The 22,981-nt window shown below is 72.1% G+C and carries 23 protein-coding genes and 1 pseudogene; 13 read left to right on the top strand and 11 right to left on the bottom strand.

Annotation, left to right across the window (positions count from 1 at the left end; translation table 11 throughout):
* Positions 1–66: 66 nt before the first annotated feature.
* Together NGB36_RS20645 and NGB36_RS20650 are read left to right on the top strand one after the other, a co-directional pair.
* Positions 67–435, top strand: coding sequence for a helix-turn-helix domain-containing protein (locus tag NGB36_RS20645; RefSeq protein WP_255921836.1), 369 nt, complete (start codon positions 67–69; stop codon positions 433–435).
* A gap of 263 nt (positions 436–698) precedes the next feature.
* Positions 699–956: a hypothetical protein gene (locus tag NGB36_RS20650; RefSeq protein ID WP_255921837.1), complete on the top strand. Its 258-nt coding sequence runs from the start codon at positions 699–701 to the stop codon at positions 954–956.
* Here NGB36_RS20650 and NGB36_RS20655 read toward each other — a convergent pair.
* Both NGB36_RS20655 and NGB36_RS20660 read right to left on the bottom strand, forming a co-directional pair.
* Positions 953–1,780, bottom strand: coding sequence for a DNA-formamidopyrimidine glycosylase family protein (locus NGB36_RS20655; protein WP_255921838.1), 828 nt, complete (start codon positions 1,778–1,780; stop codon positions 953–955). The genes NGB36_RS20650 and NGB36_RS20655 overlap by 4 nt on opposite strands.
* A gap of 7 nt (positions 1,781–1,787) precedes the next feature.
* Positions 1,788–6,509, bottom strand: a complete 4,722-nt coding sequence (locus tag NGB36_RS20660) for an ATP-dependent helicase (RefSeq protein ID WP_255921839.1) — start codon at positions 6,507–6,509, stop codon at positions 1,788–1,790.
* 28 nt (positions 6,510–6,537) lie between these two features.
* On the opposite strand from NGB36_RS20660, the gene NGB36_RS20665 reads away from it, so the two are divergent.
* The 3 genes from NGB36_RS20665 to NGB36_RS20675 are packed head-to-tail and all read left to right on the top strand — an operon-like array spanning position 6,538 to position 8,482.
* Complete coding sequence (locus NGB36_RS20665; protein WP_255921840.1) at positions 6,538–7,437, top strand: AraC family transcriptional regulator; 900 nt, start codon at positions 6,538–6,540, stop codon at positions 7,435–7,437.
* Positions 7,434–8,168: an AzlC family ABC transporter permease gene (locus NGB36_RS20670; RefSeq protein ID WP_255921841.1), complete on the top strand. Its 735-nt coding sequence runs from the start codon at positions 7,434–7,436 to the stop codon at positions 8,166–8,168. The genes NGB36_RS20665 and NGB36_RS20670 overlap by 4 nt, the downstream gene beginning before the upstream one ends.
* Complete coding sequence (locus NGB36_RS20675; RefSeq protein ID WP_255921842.1) at positions 8,165–8,482, top strand: AzlD domain-containing protein; 318 nt, start codon at positions 8,165–8,167, stop codon at positions 8,480–8,482. Before NGB36_RS20670 ends, NGB36_RS20675 begins: the two co-directional genes overlap by 4 nt.
* Here NGB36_RS20675 and NGB36_RS20680 read toward each other — a convergent pair.
* Complete coding sequence (locus NGB36_RS20680; RefSeq protein ID WP_255921843.1) at positions 8,475–9,395, bottom strand: hypothetical protein; 921 nt, start codon at positions 9,393–9,395, stop codon at positions 8,475–8,477. The two genes, NGB36_RS20675 and NGB36_RS20680, sit on opposite strands and share 8 nt — an antisense overlap.
* A gap of 117 nt (positions 9,396–9,512) precedes the next feature.
* On the opposite strand from NGB36_RS20680, the gene NGB36_RS20685 reads away from it, so the two are divergent.
* The 3 genes from NGB36_RS20685 to recX all read left to right on the top strand — a co-directional run bounded on the left by NGB36_RS20685 (position 9,513) and on the right by recX (position 11,629).
* A complete protein-coding gene (locus tag NGB36_RS20685) occupies positions 9,513–9,707 on the top strand; it encodes a DUF3046 domain-containing protein (protein ID WP_255921844.1) in 195 nt (64 codons plus the stop codon).
* Positions 9,708–9,928: 221 nt separating this feature from the next.
* Positions 9,929–11,056: a recombinase RecA gene (gene recA / locus NGB36_RS20690; protein ID WP_255921845.1), complete on the top strand. Its 1,128-nt coding sequence runs from the start codon at positions 9,929–9,931 to the stop codon at positions 11,054–11,056.
* Between the two features lie 3 nt (positions 11,057–11,059).
* On the top strand, positions 11,060–11,629 hold the full coding sequence (recX, locus tag NGB36_RS20695) for a recombination regulator RecX (protein WP_255921846.1): 570 nt from the start codon (positions 11,060–11,062) through the stop codon (positions 11,627–11,629).
* Here the strand turns inward: recX and NGB36_RS20700 are convergent.
* The 4 genes from NGB36_RS20700 to NGB36_RS20715 form a co-directional block, all read right to left on the bottom strand.
* Complete coding sequence (locus NGB36_RS20700) at positions 11,614–12,078, bottom strand: rhodanese-like domain-containing protein (RefSeq protein WP_255921847.1); 465 nt, start codon at positions 12,076–12,078, stop codon at positions 11,614–11,616. The two genes, recX and NGB36_RS20700, sit on opposite strands and share 16 nt — an antisense overlap.
* Positions 12,072–12,605, bottom strand: coding sequence for a cupin domain-containing protein (locus NGB36_RS20705; protein WP_255921848.1), 534 nt, complete (start codon positions 12,603–12,605; stop codon positions 12,072–12,074). The genes NGB36_RS20700 and NGB36_RS20705 overlap by 7 nt, the downstream gene beginning before the upstream one ends.
* Before the next feature lie 210 nt (positions 12,606–12,815).
* Positions 12,816–14,636 (bottom strand): FAD-dependent monooxygenase, encoded by a 1,821-nt coding sequence (locus NGB36_RS20710; RefSeq protein WP_255921849.1) that lies wholly within the window; start codon positions 14,634–14,636, stop codon positions 12,816–12,818.
* A 145-nt stretch (positions 14,637–14,781) separates the two neighbouring features.
* Positions 14,782–14,913 carry a hypothetical protein gene (locus tag NGB36_RS20715; protein WP_255921850.1) on the bottom strand — a complete coding sequence of 44 codons (132 nt, stop codon included), beginning with the start codon at positions 14,911–14,913 and terminating at the stop codon, positions 14,782–14,784.
* Between the two features lie 36 nt (positions 14,914–14,949).
* On the opposite strand from NGB36_RS20715, the gene NGB36_RS20720 reads away from it, so the two are divergent.
* Together NGB36_RS20720 and NGB36_RS20725 are read left to right on the top strand one after the other, a co-directional pair.
* On the top strand, positions 14,950–15,714 hold the full coding sequence (locus tag NGB36_RS20720) for a response regulator transcription factor (RefSeq protein ID WP_255921935.1): 765 nt from the start codon (positions 14,950–14,952) through the stop codon (positions 15,712–15,714).
* 12 nt (positions 15,715–15,726) lie between these two features.
* Positions 15,727–17,214: a sensor histidine kinase gene (locus NGB36_RS20725; RefSeq protein ID WP_255921851.1), complete on the top strand. Its 1,488-nt coding sequence runs from the start codon at positions 15,727–15,729 to the stop codon at positions 17,212–17,214.
* Positions 17,215–17,232: 18 nt separating this feature from the next.
* Here the strand turns inward: NGB36_RS20725 and NGB36_RS20730 are convergent, their stop codons facing one another.
* The 3 genes and pseudogenes from NGB36_RS20730 to NGB36_RS20740 all read right to left on the bottom strand — a co-directional run bounded on the left by NGB36_RS20730 (position 17,233) and on the right by NGB36_RS20740 (position 19,034).
* Positions 17,233–18,240, bottom strand: coding sequence for a TAXI family TRAP transporter solute-binding subunit (locus NGB36_RS20730; RefSeq protein ID WP_255921852.1), 1,008 nt, complete (start codon positions 18,238–18,240; stop codon positions 17,233–17,235).
* A 179-nt stretch (positions 18,241–18,419) separates the two neighbouring features.
* Positions 18,420–18,653: pseudogene (locus NGB36_RS20735) on the bottom strand (hypothetical protein); the annotation flags it as partial.
* A 75-nt stretch (positions 18,654–18,728) separates the two neighbouring features.
* The gene (locus tag NGB36_RS20740; RefSeq protein ID WP_255921936.1) at positions 18,729–19,034 is read right to left on the bottom strand and encodes a LysR substrate-binding domain-containing protein; all 306 of its coding nucleotides are present in this window, start codon (positions 19,032–19,034) and stop codon (positions 18,729–18,731) included.
* A 213-nt stretch (positions 19,035–19,247) separates the two neighbouring features.
* On the opposite strand from NGB36_RS20740, the gene miaB reads away from it, so the two are divergent.
* Both miaB and NGB36_RS20750 read left to right on the top strand, forming a co-directional pair.
* Positions 19,248–20,768, top strand: coding sequence for a tRNA (N6-isopentenyl adenosine(37)-C2)-methylthiotransferase MiaB (gene miaB, locus NGB36_RS20745; RefSeq protein WP_255921853.1), 1,521 nt, complete (start codon positions 19,248–19,250; stop codon positions 20,766–20,768).
* A 42-nt stretch (positions 20,769–20,810) separates the two neighbouring features.
* Positions 20,811–21,536 (top strand): class III extradiol dioxygenase subunit B-like domain-containing protein, encoded by a 726-nt coding sequence (locus NGB36_RS20750; RefSeq protein ID WP_255921854.1) that lies wholly within the window; start codon positions 20,811–20,813, stop codon positions 21,534–21,536.
* 112 nt (positions 21,537–21,648) lie between these two features.
* Here NGB36_RS20750 and NGB36_RS20755 read toward each other — a convergent pair whose 3' ends face one another.
* Positions 21,649–21,882, bottom strand: coding sequence for an antitoxin (locus tag NGB36_RS20755; protein WP_255921855.1), 234 nt, complete (start codon positions 21,880–21,882; stop codon positions 21,649–21,651).
* 120 nt (positions 21,883–22,002) lie between these two features.
* On the opposite strand from NGB36_RS20755, the gene miaA reads away from it, so the two are divergent.
* The gene (miaA, locus tag NGB36_RS20760; protein WP_255921856.1) at positions 22,003–22,959 is read left to right on the top strand and encodes a tRNA (adenosine(37)-N6)-dimethylallyltransferase MiaA; all 957 of its coding nucleotides are present in this window, start codon (positions 22,003–22,005) and stop codon (positions 22,957–22,959) included.
* Positions 22,960–22,981 lie beyond the last annotated feature (22 nt).

The following is a 22,981-nucleotide window of genomic DNA, read 5'->3' on the forward strand; positions in this document are numbered from 1 at the left end:
CCGATGCCCGAGGCGGTACGGTGGGGCAAGAAGCTTTTCGATCGCGGACCGAGGAGGGAGGCACCGATGATTCTGCTTCGTCGCCTGCTGGGTGACGTACTACGTCGGCAGCGCCAGCGTCAGGGCCGCACGCTGCGCGAGGTCTCCGCCTCCGCACGGGTCTCACTCGGCTATCTGTCAGAGGTCGAACGCGGCCAGAAGGAGGCCTCCTCCGAACTGCTGTCCGCGATCTGCGATGCCCTCGATGTGCGGATGTCCGAGGTCATGCGCGAGGTCAGCGATGAGCTGTCGCTCGCCGAGCTGGCTCAGTCCGCGACCGCGGAAGCCGAGGCCGTCGCCGTGCGCTCGATGCTGGAGCCCGTGACCCATGTGCCGGGCAGTCGTGTGACGATCAAGGCGCCGTCGGCGAAGGCCGTGGACGTAGTGGCGGCCTGACCGTCCGGACCATTGCCCCGATCGGGTGAATGTGACCCTGTGCGGGGAGCAGGGCGCCTATCGATCATCGCCACGGGGAATCCATGGTTCTACGGGAGCCCTGTGAGGCTCCCGCCGCAGCCTCGGGGATGTGGGAGGCGGCCATGGAAGCTCGACTTCACGCACTCCACGTTCAGGCAGTTCAGGCGGTACGAGGACTCCGTGCGATCCGCTGCGCGGCAGCGGTCGTCATCACGCTCCTCTGGTGCTGGGCGGTGTTCCGGGTGGCTGCACAGCCGGCCAGGTCGAGCCCGGTGGAACAAGGGTTGGCCATCGGCGGCTGGACGCTCAGTCTGCTGCCGGTGCACGTCGCGCCGCGGCGTGCGGAGCGGCCCAGGACCCGAGCGGCGGATCCACGGCTGACGGTGACGGCAGATGCCGCCGGCGCGGCCGCGGCGCTGCCCACACCCCGTACCCCTCGCATCCCGGCGCGCGCACGTCCGCTCGCCGGTGCCGCGACGGCGTCGCGGCACCGGCGTTAGCGCCGGGCCCTGTCCGGGCGCGGGTCCGGGTGCGGTGCGGGCCCCCGCTGGCAGCGCGGGCACCAGTACGTCACCCGCGCCTCACCGGCCCGGCCCTGATCCGCCACGCGGACGAGCGTGCCACAGCGCAGACAGGGCCGGTCCGCCCGGTCGTACACCCAGTGCGTGCGGCCACGGCGGGTGTCTCCAGTGGTGATATGGCCATGCCGTGCCTTGTTCGCCTCCAGGAGCTTTTTGGCGAGCACCGGCAGCCGGTCGGGGCCGGGGACCTCGCCGACCGGCGTCCACGGGGTGACGCCGCGCAGGAAGCACAGCTCGCACTTGTAGACATTTCCGATCCCGGCGAGATTGCGCTGGTCGAGCAGGGCCTCGCCGACGGGACGGCCGGGATCGGCGAGCAGCCGGCGCAGGGCATCGGCCGGATCCCAGTCGGGTCCGAGGAGGTCGGGTCCGAGGTGGCCGACGACCGAGGGCTCCTGCTGCGTGGGCAGGAGGTCGAGTACGGGGAGCCGGTAGCCCACGGCGACCCGCTCGGCGGTGCCGAGCACGGCCCGCACCTGCCAGGACGGCCCACCGCGCCACCGCTCCAAGCTGCCGTAGATCTTCCAGGAGCCGTCCATCCGCAGGTGCGAGTGGAGGGTGAGGCCGCCCTCGATGCGGGTGAGCAGATGCTTGCCGCGCGGTACGACGTCCTCCACCCGTCGCCCCGTGAGCTCTGCCGTCGCCAGCCGCGGCACCCGCAGGTCGCAGGTGACCAGCACCTGGCCCGCGAGCGCCTCCCGCAGCCTGTGCGCCGTGAGCCAGATCGTGTCTCCCTCGGGCATACCGCCATCATGCCCGTAGGCGCAGTCCGCGCGGCGTGGCGTGGAACCCGGCCGCCTCCAGCGTCCGGCCCAGCGCCGAGGTGAGTACCGACTCGCCGTTGGTGCGCTCGATGGTGAGACGGCCGAGCACTCCGTCACGGACGGCGGCCGCCAGCGCCCGGGCAGCGGCCGCAGGGCGGGAGCCGTCCGCGGCCGCCTCCCCGTGCGCGTCGTCCTGGTCGCCCCAGGCGAGCAGCGTCTTGCCTCCGCGTTCGACATACATCGCCAGCTCCCCGTCGACCAACACGACGAGCGCTCCCGCCTTGCGGCCCGGCTTGTGCCCGGCCCCGGCCGGCGGATCGGGCCACGGCAGTGCTGCTCCGTAGGCGTTGGCCGGGTCGGCGGCGGCCAGGACGACGGCGCGCGGCGCGGTCCCGTGCACCTCCTCGCGCTCCCGCGCTATGTGCACCGCGCGCAGCCGGTCGACCGCGCCGTCCATCGCGAACTGGGCCGCCCCCAGACCCTCGACGACATACCCGCGGCGCGCCTGACCGCTCTCCTCGAACGCCGACAGCACTCGGTAGGCGGCCGAGAACCCACCCTCGACGCCTTCGGCCGCCACAGCGCCGCGGGTGACGACGCCGTGCCGGTCGAGCAGGGTGTGCGCCAGCGCGTGCGCGCGCAGCGTGGGATCCGGTTCGCCCGGCGGCAGGAGGGACCACCGCCCGGCCGTCGTCGGCGGACCGGTACGGGATGCGGTGGGCCGGGCGAGGCGGGATCCATACCGTCCGCGGGGGATCGCGCGCGGTGCCCGGTGGGCCGTCGATCCCGCTGTGCGACCGGAGCCGAGCAGCGCGCGCAGCGGGGCCAGCGTGTCATTGGTGAGCCGCCCTGACCAGGTCAACTCCCATATGGCCTCGGCCAGCTCCGGGTCGGTGCACTCCGGAACGCCGGCCCGTACGTGCTCGGCGATCTGGCGGAAGAACAGCCCGTATCCGCCGGAGAGCGCCTCGAGAACCGCCCGGTGGACGGGGGAGAGCTCCAGCGGATGCGGTTCCGGCAGCAACAGCGGTGCGCTTTCGGCCAGATGGAGCGAAATCCAGCCGTCCTTGCCGGGCAGCGCCCCGGCCCCTGCCCACACCACCTCCCCGGCCGCTGTCAACTCGTCCAGCATTGCCGGTGTGTAACCCATGACACGCGAGGGCAGCACCAGCTTCTCCAGCGCCGAAGCGGGCACGGCAGCTCCCTGCAACTGCTCGACGGCGCGCAGCAGACCGTCGATCCCGCGCAGGCTGTCGGTGCCCACGTGCTGCCATCGCGGCAGGAACGAGGCCAGCGCCGGGGCCGGCACCGGCTCCAACTCCTGCCGCAGCGCCGCCAGCGAACGCCTGCGCAGCCTGCGCAGCACCCCGGCGTCACACCACTCGTGGCCCACCCCCTCGGGCCTGAACTCCCCTTGGACGACGCGCCCGTCGGCGGCGAGCCGCTGCAAGGTGCCCTCGGCGACCGCGGGGCCGAGACCCAAGCGGGCGGCGGCGTCCGCGGCGGTGAACGGGCCGTGCGTGCGGGCGAAGCGCGCGACCAGATCACCCATCGGGTCCTTGACCGGCTCGGTGAACGCCTCCGGAATGCCGACCGGCAACGCCGTGCCCAACGCGTCCCGTAGCCGTCCGGCGTCCTCGACCGCCGCCCAGTGCTCGGCCCCCGCGATCCGAACCCTCATCGCCCGCCGTGCCGCCTCCAGCTCCCGTGGCCACTGCGGCTGCGCGCCGCGCTCCGCCAGCTCGGCGTCGGTGAGCGGCCCGAGCAGGCGCAGCAGATCCGCCACACCTTCGGCGTCCTTGACCTTGCGCTCCTCCGTCAGCCACTGCAGCTCCCGCTCGAGGTCCGCCATCACCTCGGCATCGAGCAGCTCGCGCAGCTCGGCCTGACCGAGCAGTTCGGCGAGGAGCCGGGAGTCCAGCGACAGCGCCGCGGCGCGGCGTTCGGCGAGCGGGGAGTCGCCCTCGTAGAGGAACTGAGCGACATAGCCGAAGAGCAGGGAGCGTGCGAACGGCGACGGCTCGGGCGTCGTCACCTCGACGAGCCGCACCTTGCGTGACTCGATGTCGCCCATCAGCTCGGCGAGCCCCGGCACGTCGAACACGTCCTGCAGGCATTCCCGCACCGCTTCGAGAACGATCGGGAACGATCCGAACTCCGATGCAACTTGGAGCAGTTGAGCCGCGCGCTGCCGCTGCTGCCACAGTGGTGTGCGCTTGCCCGGGCTGCGACGCGGCAACAGCAGTGCCCGGGCTGCGCATTCACGGAACCGCGAGGCGAACAGCGCGGAGCCGCCCACCTGATCGGTGACCAGCTGCTCGACATCGCCCTTGTCGAAGACGACATCGGCGGCGCCGACCGGGCTCTGCTCGCCGTCGTACTCCGTGCCCGCCTGCGCCGGGGCGGTGTCGAGCAGATCCAGGCCCATCAGATCGGCGTCGGGCAGCCGCAGCACGATCCCGTCGTCCGCGTGCATCACCTGGGCGTCGAACCCGTAGCGCTCCGCGAGCCGGGCGCCCAGCGCGAGCGCCCACGGGGCGTGCACCTGGGCACCGAACGGCGAGTGCACCACGATCCGCCAGTCGCCGAGCTCGTCGCGGAAGCGCTCGACGACGATCGTGCGGTCGTCCGGCACATGCCCGCACGCCCGCCGCTGCTCCTCCAGATAGGCCACGACGTTGTCCGCCGCCCACGCATCGAGACCAGCAGCGGCGAGCCGCTCCTGCGCCGCGTCCGGGTCCAGCCGGCCCACCTCGCGCAGGAAGGCGCCCACCGCACGGCCGAGTTCGAGCGGGCGGCCCAGCTGGTCGCCCTTCCAGAACGGCAGCCGCCCGGGCACGCCGGGCGCCGGGGAGACCAGCACCCGGTCGCGGGTGATGTCCTCGATCCGCCAGGAGGTCGTGCCGAGCGTGAAGACGTCGCCGACCCGCGACTCGTAGACCATCTCCTCGTCGAGCTCTCCGACCCGGCCGCCGCCCTTCTTCGGATCGGCGCCGGCGAGGAAGACGCCGAACAGCCCGCGATCGGGAATCGTGCCGCCCGACGTCACCGCCAGTCGCTGCGCCCCGGGGCGGCCGCTGACCTTCCCCGCCATCCGGTCCCACACCACGCGCGGCCGCAGCTCGGCGAAGGCGTCCGACGGATAGCGGCCCGCCAGCATGTCCAGCACCGCCGTGAACGCGGACTCCGGCAGCGCGGTGAACGGCGCCGCCCGCCGCACCACGGCCAGCAGCTCATCCACGTCCCAGGTGTCCACCGCCGTCATGGCGACGAGTTGCTGGGCGAGGACGTCGAGCGGATTGGACGGCACACGCAGCGCCTCGATCGCGCCCTTGCGCATCCGCTCCGTCACCACCGCCGACTGCACCAGATCGCCGCGGTACTTGGGGAAGACCACACCCTTAGACACCGCGCCCACCTGGTGCCCGGCACGGCCCACCCGCTGCAGTCCCGATGCGACGGACGGTGGCGACTCGACCTGGACCACCAGATCCACCGCGCCCATATCGATGCCCAGTTCCAGGCTGGAGGTGGCCACCACGGCCGGCAGCCGCCCGGCCTTCAGATCCTCCTCGACCAGGGCGCGCTGTTCCTTCGACACCGAGCCGTGGTGGGCGCGGGCCAGCACCGGCGGGGCGCCTCTGCCCGCACCCGATTCGGCCATCAGCTGGGCAGGCGAGTGGTCCTCGGGCAGCGGCTCACCAGTGGCCCGTTCGTAGGCGATCTCGTTCAGCCGGTTGCACAACCGCTCGGCGAGGCGACGGGAGTTGGCGAAGACGATCGTGGAGCGGTGGGCCTGCACCAGATCGGCGATGCGCTCCTCGACGTGCGGCCAGATCGACGGCCGCTCGCTTCCGGAACCGACCCCATCCGGTACAGGAGAGCCGCCCAGCTCGCCCATGTCCTCGACCGGCACGACCACCGACAGGTCGAATTCCTTCGGCGAGTGCGGCTGCACGATCGTCACCTTGCGCTGCGGCGAGAGGAAGCGTGCCACCTCCTCCACCGGCCGCACAGTGGCCGAAAGGCCGATCCGCCGCGCCGGCCGGTCGAGCAGCTCGTCGAGGCGTTCGAGGGAGAGCGCCAGATGCGCGCCGCGCTTCGTGCCCGCGACGGCGTGCACCTCGTCCAGGATCACCGTCTCCACACCGCGCAACGCCTCGCGGGCGGCCGAGGTGAGCATCAGGAACAGCGACTCGGGCGTGGTGATCAGGATGTCCGGGGGACGCGTGGCGATCGCACGCCGCTCGGCCGCCGGGGTGTCGCCGGAGCGGATGGCGACGCGCACCTGCGGCTCCGGCAGGCCCAGCCGTACCGCCTCGTGCCGCAGGCCGGTCAGCGGGCTGCGCAGATTCCGCTCCACGTCGACCGCGAGCGCCTTCAGTGGGGAGACGTACAGGACCCGGCAGCGGCGCCTTGCCTCGGCGGGCGGTGGTGTGCTCGCCAGCCGGTCGAGTGCGGCGAGGAACGCAGCCAGCGTCTTGCCGGAGCCCGTCGGTGCCACCACCAGGACGTCGGACTCCTCGCGGATCGCCCGCCACGCCCCGGCCTGGGCGGCCGTGGGCGCAGTGAAGGCTCCCGTGAACCACGCGCGCGTGGCCGGGGCGAACCCGTCCAGGGCCGACGCCGGATCCCGCTCCGGCGGACCCTGCTCCGGCGGACCCTGCTCCGGCGTCCGTGGCCTCTTCCCGATCGACATGCCATCCATCGTGCCTCGCCCCACTGACAATGGACCGATGGCCATCGGAGAGCGAGCGCGGGTGCAGGTGCGGGAGCGGGCACGCCATTGGCGCCACCCGGCGCTGCCCGACGTCGACCTGCTGCGGGCGCGCTACATCGAGAAGACGTTCATCCAGCACACCCACGAGGCGTATGTGATCGCCGCGATCACCAAGGGCGTCGAGGCCTTCCAACACCGGGGAACCCTGGTGCGCGTGGGCGTCGGCGGGCTTGCCCTGGTCAACCCCGACACCCCGCACACCGGCCACGCAGGCATCCCCGAGGGCTGGACGTACAGCGCGCTCTACCCGGGCCCCGAGGTGGTCGCAGCCATCGCCGCGGAGACCACCTCCCTGCGCGGCACGGCCGGCTTCTCCGTTCCCGTGGCCGGTGATCCGTATGCGTCTCACCTGGTCACCGAGGTGCACCGGGCCATCGACGAGGACAACGCGCTCGCCGCGGACACCATGCTGCGGATCGTCGTCGCCCACCTGCTGCGCCACCACGGTGCGTCGCTGCCCGCTCGCACCCCGCTCGGTGCCGGCGCACGCACCGCCATGAGGGCGCGCGATCTTCTACGGGCCAGGATGACCGCGCCGCCGTCGCTGGAGGAGCTCGCCACCGAGCTCGGCACGCGCCCCTTCGCGCTGCTGCGCGCCTTCCGCGCCGTCTATGGGATGCCGCCCCACACCTGGCTCACCGACGCACGCGTCCGCCGCGCCCGTGCGCTGCTCGACGCGGGGATCCCTCCCGCCCGGGTGGCCGTCGAGGTCGGCTTCACCGACCAGCCGCACCTGAACCGGCACTTCACGCGCATCGTCGGAGTACCGCCGGGCGCCTATCAGCGCGGGCACGGCGGCCGGCGCAAGAACGTACAAGACGGCCCCGGCACGGCCTCCGTAGCCTTGTCCGGGTGACTGCAGCACCGACCACCGCCGACAAGCAATCCATATCGCCCGCACCCCGCTCGGCCGTGATCCGCGACGCGCTCGGCGTCGGCACCGCCGTCGGGCTGTCCGGTTTCGCCTTCGGGGCGACCGCCGCCGGAGCCGGGATCAGCGTCCCGCAGGCCTGCGCCATGAGCCTGCTCGTCTTCACCGGAGCCTCGCAGTTCGCGCTCGCCGGAGCGCTCGGCGCGGGAGCCGCCGCACCCGCGGCGGTGGCCGGGGCGTTCTTCCTCTCCGTGCGCAATGCCTTCTACGGGCTGCGCCTGTCCCAACTGCTGTGCCTGCCGCGGGCGGTGCGGCCGCTCGCCGCTCACTGGGTCATCGACGAGACGACTGCGGTGACCCTCGCCCAGCCCGACCGGGCAGCGGCCCGCCTGGGGTTCACCGTCACCGGCGCCTCCCTCTACGTGCTGTGGAACCTGACCACGCTGCTGGGCGCATACGGGGCCTCGGCGCTCGGCAGCCCTCAGACGTGGGGCCTTGACGCGGCCGGACCCGCGGTGTTCCTCGCCCTGCTGGCGCCGAGGCTGCGGGCAGGCGGGCGGGAACGGGCGACGGCGGTGCTCGCGGCCGCGCTCCTGCTCATGGCGCAGCCTCTGCTGCCCACCGGGGTGCCCGTGCTCGTCGCGGCGCTCGCGGCACCCCTCGTGCTGCTCGCCGACCGTCGCGGGCCCGGCCGTCGTGGGACGGTGGTCCGGTGACCGTCTGGATCGCCATCGTCGTGACCGCGGTCGGCGCGTATGCGGTCAAGCTGCTCGGGCTGTCGGTGCCCGCCGGGGTCCTGGAACGTCCCCTCGTCAAGCGGCTGGCTGCGCTGGTACCGATCGCGTTGCTCGTCGCGCTCACCGTCCAAGAGACGTTCGGCGGCACCGGGCGCGCCCTTGTCGTCGACGCACGTGCCGTGGGGCTCGCGGCCGCGACGGTCGCGGTCGTGCTGCGTGCGCCCTTCCTCGTCGTGGTGGGGGCGGCGGTGGTGGTGACCGCGCTGGTGCGCCACGTGGGGGGCGCTATGTGAGCGGGCGGCCGTATGCCCGCAGGGTCAGCAGTGACTCGATCGTCACCCCCGGGCGCGATTCGAGACGTGTGCCCGGAGCCCAGGCCCGCCAGCGGATCGGCCAGCCGCCGTCGTCCTCCTGGGAGGCGGCGAGGAAGTCCAGCGAGCGGTCGATCTCCGCATCGGTGAACCAGCGGCGCGCCAACGATCCGGGTGTGCGGGCGAAGTCGTGCGGGTAATGGTGTTCGCCCGGTGCGTAGCCCTCGCTCACCGGGTAGCGGTCGGCCCGGTCCGGCTCCAGGACGGCGAGACCCTGCTCGCGCACCAGGTGGCCGAGCCGTTCCGCGGTTGCTTCCGCGCGCGGCCGGTCGGGCGCCGCGTCGAGGAACGCGACCGCCGCCTCCACCTCGTACGGATGGGTCTTCTCCAAGGCCTCCACCGCCGCCCAGCAGAAGTCGGTGGCCCTGAACAGCCATGCGTGCCAGACGCCGTTGCGGTGCAGCGCCCCGACGACGGGGCCGGTCGCCAGCAGATCCCCGGCCGGGTCGTCCGCCGGCTGGATCCAGGGCGCGAACGGATAGCCGCGCAGCGAGGGATGGACGCCGGGCAGCGCGCCGTCCGGTGTGGAGACGGACGTCAGGTAACGGCACACGCTTTCCGCCCGAGGCCTGTTGCAGCGTCCGATCTCGTCGAGAACGCGCAGCGCGAGCGCGGTGTGCAGCGGCTGGCTGACCGGGCCGCGCAGATCCGGCTCGAGGGCGTGGCCGTAGCCCCCGTCGTCGTTGCGGTACGCGACGAGCGCCGCCTCGACCCCATCGGCCGCGCTGCCGAGGAAGAGGTGAGCGAATCTGCGCTGTTCGAGCACGCGGGCGGTGAGCCAGACGAACTGCCCGGCGCGTTCGAGGGGGGACGAGGGTGCTGCGGATGCGGCCATGGGCGCACCCTAGAGCCTTGACGCCCCGGCTGTGTACGGGCTGTGGGCACGGTGTACACGAGGGTGCGAAAAGAGCGCTCGCCGAACAGGGCACCTCCTGGGCGCGATACTGGGTCCATGAAGTTGACGGTCTTCTGGCAGCGGATGCGTGCGTACTTCGGCGACGCCTATGCCGACTCGTTCGCCCGCGACCATGTGATCGCCGAGCTCGGCGGGCGGACCGTGCACGAGGCGTTCGCCGCGGGCTGGCAGGCGAAAGACGTGTGGCGGGCGGTGTGCGCGGCGGTGGACATTCCCGCAGCACAGCGCTGACCACCCCTGTGACCTGCGGTTCTGTGGTTATCCACAGGGGCTGGTGAGGCGCTTGACACAAAAATCGAACATCCATTCCTATGGGGTGTGTACCGGGCGGGCGCTTGTCGGGGACGGCTTCAGAACGGGCTTCAGGACTGGCTTCAGGACTGGATTGTCAGTGGCAGGCGCTAGCGTCGGTGGACGTGAAGCGATCGACTCAAGCAAACCGGGTGGAACCCATGGCAGGAACCGACCGCGAGAAGGCGCTCGACGCCGCGCTCGCACAGATTGAACGGCAGTTCGGCAAGGGTGCCGTCATGCGTCTCGGCGAGCGGCCGAACGAGCCCGTCGAGGTCATCCCGACCGGGTCGACCGCTCTCGATGTGGCGCTCGGCGTGGGCGGCCTGCCGCGCGGCCGCGTGGTGGAGGTCTACGGACCGGAGAGCTCCGGAAAGACCACGCTGACCCTGCACGCCGTGGCCAACGCGCAGAAGGCCGGGGGTGCGGTCGCCTTCGTGGACGCCGAGCACGCCCTCGACCCCGAGTACGCCAAGAAGCTCGGCGTGGACATCGACTCCCTGATCCTCTCCCAGCCGGACAATGGCGAGCAGGCCCTGGAGATCGTCGACATGCTGGTCCGCTCCGGCGCGCTCGACCTCATCGTGATCGACTCCGTCGCGGCCCTCGTCCCGCGCGCGGAGATCGAGGGCGAGATGGGCGATTCGCACGTGGGGCTCCAGGCCCGCCTGATGAGCCAGGCGCTGCGGAAGATCACCGGTGCGCTCAACCAGACGAAGACCACCGCCATCTTCATCAACCAGCTGCGTGAGAAGGTCGGCGTGATGTTCGGCTCGCCCGAGACGACGACGGGCGGCCGGGCACTGAAGTTCTACTCCTCGGTGCGGCTCGACATCCGCCGCATCGAGACCCTGAAAGACGGTACCGAGGCGGTCGGCAACCGCACGCGCGTCAAGGTCGTCAAGAACAAGGTGGCGCCGCCCTTCAAGCAGGCCGAGTTCGACATCCTTTACGGCCAGGGCATCAGCCGCGAGGGTGGTCTGATCGACATGGGTGTCGAGCACGGATTCATCCGCAAGTCCGGTGCCTGGTACACCTACGAGGGCGATCAGCTCGGCCAGGGCAAGGAGAACGCCCGGAACTTCCTCAAGGACAACCCCGATCTCGCCAATGAGATCGAGAAGAAGATCAAGGAGAAGCTGGGCATCGGCGTACGGGCCGACACTCCGGGCGACGAGCCGGGGGCGGACGCCGCGACCGGGGTTGCGGAGCCGGCCGCCAAGGCGGAAGCCGCCGCGGCTCCGGCGAAGGCCGCCAAGCCGGCCAAGTCTGCGACGGCCAAGGCATAATCCGTGCCGCGCGGACGCGATGAGAGCTGCGGCGGGCCCTCTTCCACGAGGGCGGAACAGGGCCCGTCGCGTGATCCCGGTGAGCAGGCACGGGCGTTGTGCCTGCGCCTGCTCACCGGGACACCCCGGACGCGCGCGCAGCTGGCGGAGGCCATGCGGCGGCGCGGCATCCCCGACGACGCGGCAGAGCACGTGCTGTCGCGCTTCGAGGACGTCGGGCTCATCGACGACGCGGCGTTCGCGGACGCCTGGGTGGAGTCACGGCATCACGGCCGCGGGCTCGCCCGACGTGCCCTCGCCCGCGAACTGCGCACGCGCGGGGTCGACTCCGCAGTAGTCGAACGCGCCGTCGAGCAACTCGACGCCGCGCGCGAGGAGGAGACGGCTCGCGCCCTGGTGGAGCGCAAGCTGCGCTCCACTCGCGGCCTCGAACGGGACAAGCGGATACGCCGCCTCGCGGGGATGCTGGCCCGCAAGGGGTACGCGGAAGGGCTTGCCCTCCGGGTGGTGCGCCGCGCCCTGGAGGAGGAGGGCGAGGACGCCGAGTTCCTGGAGGGCTACCTCTCCGACTGAGCGGGCCGGTCGGGCCCGTCGTACCTGTCCGTTCCGCCCGGAGGGTCCACGGGCAGCCCCGCCGCACGCCAGGCCTGGAAGCCGCCGGCCAGATCGGTCGCCCGGTGAAGCCCCAACGCCTGCAAGGAGGCCGCGGCGAGGCTCGACGCGTACCCCTCGTTGCAGATCACCACGATCCGCTGGCCGTGATGGGCGGCCTCGGGGAGCCGGTGGTCGCACAACGGGTCCAGGCGCCATTCGAGTTCGTTGCGCTCGACGACCAACGCGCCGGGGATGGTGCCGTCCCGATCGCGCAACGCTGCGTACCGGATGTCGACGAGCAGTGCGCCCGACTCCGCCGCCCGGTACGCCTGATGAGCGTCCAGTCGCTCCAGACGGGTGCGGGCAGCGGCCAGCAGCTCGTCGATGCCGCGAACCGATCCCGGGGAGACCGGGGGAGTGGTCACCATTGCTGAGGGCTCTCGACGAGCTCGAGGTGCAGCAGGCTGCCGCGCCTGCTGTAGCGGCGGATCAGCGGAAGCGGCGGGTAGTAGGCGTGGACCGAGATCGCGTGCTGCTCCTCGGAGGCGTTGACGACCTGATGGATGTGGTGCGGGCCGAAGGCGCGTCCGCGGCCCGCCGGAAGGCGCCGGGTGCGGTCCACGTCGTCGGCGAGTTCGAGGGACCGCCAGCCGTCGGTGGGCAGCGGTACGGACAGCGACTCCTCGGCGAGTTCCCCGGTGGCGGTGGCGAAAGCGCCCCGGGATCCGCCGTGGTCGTGCCAGCCGGTCTCCGCGCCCGGCGGCCAGCCGATCAGCCAGGCCTCACTGCCGCCCGGACCGTCCAGACGCACCCAGGTGCGTCCGATGGGGTCCAACGGCAGTCGGGAGACGAGGTCGGCGTCCGCAGCGGCGCGGCGGGCGAAGTCGAGAAGGTCGTCGGCCGTCGGTGCGGCCGGGGGAGAGAGGACCAAGGGAAAAGACAGAGAGAGGGACACGAGGGCCGTCCTGAGCGATCGCAGGGAACGGCGGCACCAGCGGCCGCGTGGAGTGAGGAATCCGGATCAGCAGGACGGCCGACACACGCAGCCCACGAAGCGGAGGAGGTCCAAATGGACCCTCCGCACAAGTCGCAGGTCGGTGTCGGTCACGCTCTGGAGTCAACCACGGCTCTCCGGAGCCGGTCAAGGCGGGCCGGGCGATCCGGCTCAGCGGGAACGCAAGCGGGACCCGGCGCCTTCGTCCTCGTCGCCGAGCGCTTCGTGTACCTCGTCGGCGCTCGAGCCGGGGCCGGCACCGGCGTCCTCGCCCACGTGTTCGCTCGTATCCCTGCGCGGGTGACGCGTGGGCAGCCCGCCCCGCGCCGCATCCGCGTGCGCGTACAGCTCCGCCGGACGGCAGCCCGTCATCGCACCGACCAGATGCCCGTCGGGCCGCACCACCAGGACGGTATGCGCGGTCGCGCCCGGATAACCCTCCGTGACCAGCAGCTCCGCGCGGGTCGGCAGCTCCGCCACTGCCGTTGACAGCTGTGGCATCAGCCCTGCGGTCAGCCAGTGTCTGCTCTCCCACACCCCTGTACCCGGGGCGACGAGCACCACCAGCAGGTGCCGGCCGAACCGTTCGCTCAGCCGCCCGCGTCTCCCGTCGAGCCCGATCACCGCCACATCGGTGACCGTCCCGCCCGGCGCCGTACCAGCCACGCCGACTAGCGAAGGGACGGCGGCACGCCCTCGTCCGCCGGGCGCCGGAGGCGCCAGCGGTGAGCGCTCGTAGACCGGCGGTGAACCCAGCGCGCCGCGCCCGAGGTGACCGTCCGTCATCAACGCGACGTGGCGGGCCGGAGGTCCGGAGAAGAGCGAATGGCGCACCGTGCGCCAGGGGCCGCCGGTGCGCAGCAGCGGCATCGCCTGGTCGGCGGAGCGCAGCCGGACGCCCACCGCGCCGCGCCGCTCGCTCTGATAGCTGTCGAGCAGCGTGTCGGAGGCGCCGTGATGGCAGGCGAGCGCGAGCTTCCAGGCGAGGTTGTCGGCGTCTCGCAGGCCCTCTTCGAGCGCCTGGGTCCCCAGCGCCCCCAGCAGATGAGCGGCATCGCCCGCGAGGAAGGCCCGCCCGGAGCGCCAGTGGCGTGCGAGCCGCTGGTGCACGGGGTGTTCGGCCCAGCCGAGCAGTTCGTACGCGGGCACACTGCCGCCGCACCAACCCGCGAGCGTCTCCCGGATCAGCGTCACCAGGGCATCGGAGGTCAGGGGGCCGGCGGCCGTCGCCGCAGCGCCGGCGGACGCACCGCCCGGTGGCAGCGACCAGTCGAGCCGCCAGGCGCCGTCCGGCAGCGGACGGGCCATCGCCTCCGTGCCCCGCCTGGCGCCCGGAGGATCTCGGTGCTGCAACGCCTCGCCCGCGAACGGGAGTTCGGTTCGCAGTGCCGCGACCGCGTAGCGCTGCACGCTGCTGCGCCCGGGGAAGCGCACCCCGAGCAGCTTGCGCAGAGTCGAACGGGGCCCGTCGCAGCCGACCACGAAGCTGCCCCGCCACCAGGTCTCCGCCTCCGGAGCGCCGGCGCCGCCACTGGTGTGCACGCTCACCCCGTCCTCGTCCTGCTCGATGGCGGTGAGGCGGGCACCGTGCGCGATCGTCACCAGCGACTGGCCGACGAGTGCATTGCGCAGTCCATGACAGAGCCGGTCCTGGGTCAGGTGCAGGGGAGAGGACTCGGACCTGGGCGCCGGGTCGCTCTCGCCGTTGTTCCCGTCGCCGTCCCCGTCGGCGAACTCGACCCGGAGCAGCTCCTGCCGGCGCCGCATCGTGCGCCAGGCCGTCCAACGGGCGGCATCGCGGTGGACGGCGGTGTAGCCGAGGCGGGAGAGCAGGTCCGCGGTCTGCGGGCGGAGTACGGCGGTGCGTTCGGGACGCTGCTCCGACGGAACGCCGCCGCCGTCGAGCAGCACCACGGGCACGGAATGCCGGGCGAGGCAGAGCGAGAGCGCGAGGCCGGTCGGGCCCGCCCCCGCGACGATCACCGGGTCCATGGCCTGCTGCCTTGTCGCTTCGTGGGAAGGGCGGATCCTGCCCGGCGTTCGATCACATAGCGTATGCAACCTACTGCGGGTGCGTGCGTCAAGCGAAGACCGCCTCCGTGCACCGGCGCGCCGTCGTGCGCCGTCTGACTGCACCTCAGTGGCGCAGGATCGTCGACAGGAACCGTTCCGGGGTTGCCTCTTCGGTGATCCGTCCGCCGCCCGTCCGCCGCCCCTCCGTGGCCCCCTGCTCGGCCCCGTCGTCTGGAAGGGCGATTGATGCGACCATAGGACCCACGATACGGACCGCGTGACAGGGGGACCGATGCGGCTGCTGCTGGTCGAGGACGACGAGCGGGTGGCCGCTGCGCTCTCCGCCCTACTCGCCAAGCACGGTTTCGATGTCGTCCACGCCGGCAACGGGGAAGAGGCGTTGCGTGCGCTGCTGCCCGACGCGGGCCCGCCATTCGGCGTCGTGCTGCTCGATCTCGGCCTGCCCGACCAGGACGGCTTCGACGTCTGCGGCAGGATCCGGCGGATCACGGGGACTCCTGTGATCATGGTGACGGCCCGCTCGGACGTCCGGTCCCGCATCCACGGCCTGAACCTCGGCGCCGACGACTACGTCGTCAAGCCCTACGACACCGGGGAACTGCTCGCCCGTATCCACGCCGTCAGCCGGCGTGCCACCGCGGACGACAGCAACACCGCGGCAGGACAAGGCGGTGCAAGCGGGACGAACGACACGACTGGTACATCAGCTCTGCACATTCCCCCGGATGGGCCGCGTGAAGCCGTGCGCATCGGCCCGGTCGCGATCGAACCGTCCACCCGCCAGGTTGTGGTGGACGGCGTCCCCGTCCCGCTGACCCGCAAGGAGTTCGACCTGCTCGCCCTGCTCGCGGGCCGCCCCGGTGTCGTCTACCGCCGTGAGCAGATCATCAGCGAGGTGTGGCGCACCAGTTGGGAGGGGACCGGACGCACCTTGGAGGTGCATGTCGCCTCGCTCCGCTCCAAACTGGGCCTGCCCGCGCTGATAGAGACCGTTCGCGGCGTCGGCTACCGGCTCGTCGCTCCTGCCGCCCGATAGGCGCCGTCCGCAGTGCGCTCCCGCCTCCTCCCGCTCCTGCTCGTCCTGATGGCGGCCGTGCTGCTCGCCCTCGGGCTCCCGCTCGCCGCCGAGTTCGCCTCCTCCCAGCAACAGCAGCTGATCGTCGACCGCATCGACGACACGACGCGCTTCGCGTCGATCGGCCAGTTCGTGACCGAACGAGGCACCGCCCCCGACGCCGTCGCCGCCGACAGCTCGGAACGGCTGCGCACCCTGCGTATCGAGCTCGCCCGCTACCAGGACCTGTACGGGATCAACGCCGGCGTCTTCTATCGGGACGGCGCGGCGATGGCCGACGCGCCGCGGCACTGGCGCACCCCGGAGCAGATCACCGCCGATCCCGCGTTCCAGGAGGCGCTGGCCGGCCGCCGCAGCCACAATCCCGCGCAGGTCTGGCCCTGGCAGCGCGGCCGGATCACCGTCGCCTCGCCGATCGTCCAGGACGGTGACGTGGTCGCCGTCGTGATGACCGACTCGCCGACCGGCGCGATGCGTTCGCGCATCCTGCACGGCTGGCTGTTGATCGCCGGGGGCGAGATCGCGGCGACGGCGGTGGCGGTGCTCGTCGCCATCCGGCTCACCGGATGGGTGCTGCGCCCCATCCGCGTACTCGACCGGGCCACCCACGACATCGCGACCGGCCAACTTGCCTCGCGCGTCGCGGAGGCCGGCGGCCCGCCGGAACTGCGGCGCCTCGCCAGGTCGTTCAATGAGATGGCGGCCAACGTCGAGCAGGTGCTGGAGCAGCAGCGGGCGTTCGTCGCGGACGCGTCGCACCAGCTGCGCAATCCGCTCTCCGCGCTGCTGCTCCGCATCGACCTGCTCGCCCTCGAACTCCCCGGTGGCAACGGCGAGATGGAGCGGGAGCTGGAGTCGGTACGGGAGGAGGGCAAGCGGCTCGCCACTGTGCTGGACGACCTGCTGGGCCTCGCGCTCGCCGAGCACGTTCGCACCGAGACGCGGATCACCGACATCGCGGAGCTCGCAGCCGAGCGCGTCGCCGCCTGGCGGCCGGTGGCGGAGCAGGAGTCCGTTCCTCTCGAATACCGAGCCCCGGACAGGGCCGCCGACGGGACCGTCACCGGCTGGGCCGATCCGACGGCGCTCTCCAGTGCCCTCGACGCCGTCATCGACAATGCCCTGAAGTTCACACCGGAAGGGGAGAAGGTGACCGTCTGCGTCTCGGCGCGCGGCAGCAACACGGTCGCCGTCACGGTCGCCGACGGCGGTCCCGGACTCGCCGACGACGAGTTGGCCCGGATCGGCGACCGTTTCTGGCGCAGCCCGCGCCACCAGAACGTCGACGGCTCGGGGCTCGGCCTGTCGATCGCGCGCGTACTGCTCGCGCAGGGCGGCGGCGCCATCACCTACGCCCACAACACGCCCCGGGGGCTGAGCGTCACCCTCACCCTGCCGGGCGCTCCTCCGGGGGACGGGGCCCGCCGGAGGGGTTCCCAGGCGCGGTCGGCAACTGCTTGACGGACTCGGCTCGACGGACTAGGGCTTGACGGAGAGGTAGTAACGGCGCGCGCCTTCGTGGAGGGGCAGCGGATCGGTGAAGATCGCGGTGCGCAGGTCCACTTGCTGGGCCGAGTGCACGACCGCGCCGATCGCGTCCCTGCTGTCGATCACCGTTCTCGTCACCCGCTCCACCAGGCCGGCGTCGGCGCGGTCCGTGGTGACCAGTAAGTTCGCCACGGCGATCGTCGGCACCGCCCGCCCCTTCTGCACCAGCGGGTATGCGTCGGCCGGCATCACCGCGGAGCGGTAGTAGGCCGCCGCGGCTCCCAGCTTCTGCAGCGGCTCGATCAGGTCCCCGAGTGGCACCAGTTTGATGGGGAATCGCTTCGCGAGATCCTGGACGGCCACTGTCGGCAGTCCGCCCGACCAGAAGAACGCGTCGAGCCTGCCCGACTCCAGGAGTCCGGGAGCCGTGTCGATCCCCGCGGGCACCGCCGTCAGATCCTTCCCGGGGTCGAGGCCGGCCGCCCGCAGCAGACGCCGGGCGATGAGGTTCACCCCGGAGCCGGGCTGCCCCACCCCGACCCGCAGGCCGCGCAGGTCGCGCGCCGAACCGATCCTCGAACCGGCCGGGACGACGAGTTGCATGTAGTCGTCGTAGAGCCGTGCCACGGCGCGCAGCCCCGACCTGCCGGGACCGCCGTAGTCGGCGACGGCGTCGGCCTGGGCGAAGGTGAAGTCCGCGCGCCCCGACGTGAGGTACTGCAGGTTCTGCACCGAGCCCTGCGACGGCAGCAGCTGCACCCGCACACCCGGCAGGTCGCGCTCCAGATCGCCGCGCAGCAACTGCCCGTACGTCTGGTACACGCCGGTCGGCACGCCCGTGGCGATGGTGATGGGCCGGTGCGGGTACGGCACACCGCCGGCGGGCAGCAGCCACCAGAGCATCAACCCGGCCACGACGACCGCGCCGACCGCCGCCTGCCCGATGCGCCGGGACCCGGGCCGCCGAAGCGATGGCCACCGAAGCCTCAAAGGACTCATGGGACGCTGATCCTGCCAGTCGCGCGGCCCCTTGAGAAGGGCATGTGGGCCCGTCCGGCGCCCACGGACCCTGGTGCATTGAGATGAGCGCGAAGACATGTGAGGTACGCACCTACGGGTGCTGACTTCACACAGGGCGCTGCTCCGTACAGGAGTTCACCGATCCGCTCCGGAGTGTGTCAGCCGCTCGCGGTGCCCTCGCGCCACGTGGCGGTACGGTCGTGCGCGACATCGCGCAGCAGCATCAGGAACACGTCCACCAGCGGCGTGAGTGTCGTGTAGGCCTGGGTCACCGCGCGGATCTCACGGTGGAGCCGTGGTTGAGCCAGTTCGCGGTGGGTCGTTCCCGGGGTGTCGGTCAGCGCCAGGCGCGAAACCAGGGCCACACCGCTGCCCGCACCGACCAGGGCCTGGGCGACGTCATAGGCTCCGTCTCGAAGCGCACATTGGGAGTGAAGCCCGCTTCACCCGCGGCTCGGTCGAACTGTTCACGGGCGACGTGACCGGCCACGATCGCGACCCGCGATTCGTCGCGCAGTTGCTCCGGGCACAGCGGGCGGCCGGGCGAAGCACCGACGGCCATGTGGATGGTCGTCGGGAAGCGCCACGACCACCGGGTCGTGCAGCAGCCGGTGCGCGGAGATGTGCGGCGGCAGCGTCGGCGCAGTGCCCCAGGAGGCGACGACGGCCATGTCGAGCCTGCCGGCGACGATCTCGACCAGACCGCGCGTGGACACCACGTCGACGACAGAGACGTCGGCGTCCGGATGACGGTGGCGCGGCGGCGTCCGGATGACGGTGGCGCAGTGCGATCAGTGCCGGCGGTACGAGGTGGAGGGCGGCGGCCTGGAACACGCCGAGCCGCGGCCGCAGTGACAGATGGCCCAGCAGCGCGGCCATCTCGGTCGCAGCTGCCTCAGCCGCCTTGTCGATGGTCCGCCCGTGGGCTGCTGCCCCGACAGGAGCGCTGGGGCAAGGGGTCTCCGGGGACCGCCTACCCTTGAGGCATGACCAGCAGCAGCGACCGGAGCCTCGCAGTGGACGTTCAAGAATCTAAGAGCTACGAGATTCGCACCTACGGGTGCCAGATGAACGTCCACGACTCCGAGCGGCTGGCGGGCCTGCTGGAGGACGCCGGGTACGTGCGCGCGGCCGACGGCGATGACGCCGCCGATGTCGTCGTGTTCAACACGTGCGCGGTGCGGGAGAACGCCGACAACCGGCTCTACGGCAACCTCGGGCAGCTCGCGCCGAAGAAGGCGGCCCGGCCCGGCATGCAAATCGCCGTGGGCGGCTGCCTCGCCCAGAAGGACCGCGACACCATCGTCAGGAAGGCCCCCTGGGTCGACGTGGTCTTCGGCACCCACAACATCGGCCGGCTGCCGGTGCTGCTGGAGCGCGCCCGCATCGCCGACGAGGCGCAGGTCGAGATCGCCGAGTCGCTGGAGGCGTTCCCCTCCACGCTGCCGACCCGGCGCGAGTCCGCGTACGCGGCATGGGTCGCCATCTCGGTGGGCTGCAACAACACCTGCACCTTCTGCATCGTCCCGGCGCTGCGCGGCAAGGAGAAGGACCGGCGTCCCGGCGACATCCTCGCCGAGGTCGAGGCGCTGGTCGCCGACGGCGTCATCGAGGTGACCCTGCTCGGCCAGAACGTCAACGCCTACGGGTCTGACATCGGCGACCGCGAGGCGTTCTCCAAGCTGCTGCGGGCGTGTGGAAAGGTCAGCGGCCTGGAACGGGTGCGGTTCACCTCTCCGCATCCCCGCGACTTCACCGATGACGTGATCGCGGCGATGGCGGAGACCCCGAACGTGATGCACCAGCTGCACATGCCGCTGCAGTCCGGCTCCGACGCCGTGCTCAAGGCGATGCGCCGCTCGTACCGGCAGGAGCGCTACCTCGGCATCATCGAGAAGGTGCGCGCCGCGATGCCGGACGCCGCGATCTCGACCGACATCATCGTCGGCTTCCCCGGTGAGACCGAGGAGGACTTCGAGCAGACCCTGCACGTCGTGCGCGAGGCACGGTTCGCGCAGGCCTTCACCTTCCAGTACTCCAAGCGGCCGGGCACGCCGGCGGCGACGATGGACGGGCAGATCCCCAAGGACGTGGTCCAGGAGCGGTACGAGCGCCTGGTCGCCCTGCAGGAGGAGATCTCCTGGGAGGAGAACAAGAAGCAACTCGGGCGCACCCTCGAAGTGCTGGTCGCCGAGGGTGAGGGCCGCAAGGACGACCGCACGGCGCGCCTTTCCGGCCGTGCCCCGGACAACCGCCTCGTCCATTTCGAGCGTCCGGCGGAGCCGGTGCGCCCGGGCGATGTGGTCACCGTCGACATCACCTACGCCGCCCCGCACCACCTGCTCGCCGAAAATCCCGCACGGGCGGTGCGGCATACGGCCGCGGGCGATGCGTGGGAGCGCCGCAACGCTGCTCCGAAGCAGCAGACCGGAGTGATGCTTGGGCTGCCCACCATCGGCGCCTCGGCCCCCGCCCCCGCGTCCGGGCCGGGCTGCGGCTGCGACTGACCCGCCGCGGCGGGGGCGCAGCCGGGCGGTAGTGTGCCGGACATGCTCGTCGCCGCCGCCGTCTGCCCGTGCCCGCCGCTGCTCGTCCCCGAGGTGGCGCAGGGAGCCGCGCCGGAGCTGGAGCCGCTGCGCGCCGCGTGCAGCGATGCCGTGGCGGTGCTCGCCGCGGCGCGACCGGACCGGCTCGCGGTACTGGGCCCGGCGGAGCCGGCCGGGCGCGGAGCGTATCAGGAGGGAGCGGCGGGTTCCTTCCGGCCGTTCGGCGTGCACCTGGATGTCGTCCTGGGGCGGTCCGGCGAGGAGGCCGAAGAAGGCGGCGCCGGACGGCAGTTGCCCGCGTCGCTCGCCGTCGGCGCCTGGCTGCTGGCGCGTACGGGATGGTCGGCCGCTCCCGTCGAGGGGCTCGGTGTCGGCGAACCGCTCGGCGTCGAGCGGTGTCTGCAGGCGGGTCGTGAGCTGGCCGCGTCGGCGGAGCGGGTCGCGCTGCTGGTCATGGGAGACGGCAGCGCCCGTCGCAGCGAAAAGGCCCCCGGCTACCTGGACGAACGTGCCGGGCCCTTCGACGAATCGGTGGCGGCGGCGCTCGCCGCGGCCGACGCGGCGGCACTCGCCACCCTGGACGAACGGCTCGCAGCCGAGCTGCTGGCCGCGGGCCGCGCGCCGTGGCAGGTGCTCGCCGGCGCGGCCGAGGGCGCGGGGCTGAGCGGGACGCTGCTGTACGACGAGGCGCCCTACGGCGTCGGCTACTTCGTCGCCACCTGGTCGTAGTCACCCGGTGTCGTAAGCCGTGTCGTAGGCACGCGGCCGCGTGCGCCGGGCTATGGCGCCGACAGCCGCGGGGAGCGTGCCCCGCGGCCGTCCGGGACAACGGCGACGGATGTCAAGAAGGGGCGCCGCCGTCCGTGCCGCCCTGGTCCTTGTCCAGGTTGCCCAGGGTGTCCTTGGCCTTCTCCGTGCCCGTCTGGATCTGCTCCGAGTACTTCCCGCCGGACCCCTCGTCCAGCTGCTGGGACGCCTTGTCCATACCGGTATCGACCTTGTCCCCATGCCGGCGCGCGAGGTCCTCGGCCTTGCCCTTGCTGAACCTTCCCTTGATCGCGTCGAGGAAGCCCATGGGTCACCGTCCTTGGTCCAACGAGGTGTCCTACGAGGTCCGAAAAACACCCATTTGTTACTCCAGACCTTACCCGTGCGGGTGGAAATCCGCGTTCGAGCGGTTTGGGAGACTAGGCAGGTGAACACTGCTGTCCCGCATCCCCTGCACGACTCGGCCCCCGAGGTCATCGCCGTCGTCGGCCCCACAGCGGCCGGCAAGTCCGACCTGGGCACCGCCGTGGCCGCCGCCGTCGGCGGCGAGGTCGTCAACGCTGACTCGATGCAGCTCTACCGCGGCATGGACATCGGGACGGCCAAGCTCACCCCAGAAGAGCGCCGCGGCATCCCGCACCACCTGCTCGACATCTGGGACGTCACGCAGGCCGCCAGCGTCGCCGAGTACCAGCGCCTCGCGCGCGCCGAGATCGACCGCCTGCACGCCGTGGGACGCATCCCGGTCCTGGTCGGCGGCTCCGGGCTGTACGTGCGCGCCGCGATCGACCCCCTCGACTTCCCCGGCACCGACCCCGAGGTGCGGGCACGGCTGGAGGAGGAGCTCGCGGCGCACGGCTCCGGACCGCTGCACGCACGGCTCGCGGCCGCCGACCCCGAGGCCGCCCGCTCGATCCTGCCGAGCAACGGCCGCCGCATCGTACGCGCCCTGGAGGTCGTCGAGATCACCGGGCGCCCCTTCACCGCCAACTTGCCCGGGCCGGACGCCCGGCAGTCCGTCTACACCACCGTGCAGCTCGGCGTGGACGTGTCCCGCCCCGAGCTCGACGAGCGCATCACACGGCGCGTCGACCGGATGTGGGAGGCCGGTCTCCTGGGGGAGGTGCGGGCGCTGGAGGCGGTGGGGCTGCGGGAGGGCCGGACCGCCTCCCGGGCGCTCGGCTACCAGCAGGTCCTGGCGCACTTCGCCGGTGAGTGCACCGAGGACGAGGCGCGTGCCGAGACCGTACGCGCCACCAAGCGCTTCGCGCGCCGCCAGGACTCGTGGTTCCGCCGCGATCCACGGGTGCACTGGCTCGCCGGCCACGGTGAGGAACTCGTAGAGCGGGCTCTGTCGTTGCTCGAACGACCGGTCACAGCCTGATCATCTGATCGCATTCCGGCAG

The organism is Streptomyces humicola, from assembly GCF_024436035.1.
Taxonomy (GTDB): Bacteria; Actinomycetota; Actinomycetes; order Streptomycetales; family Streptomycetaceae; genus Streptantibioticus_B; species Streptantibioticus_B humicola.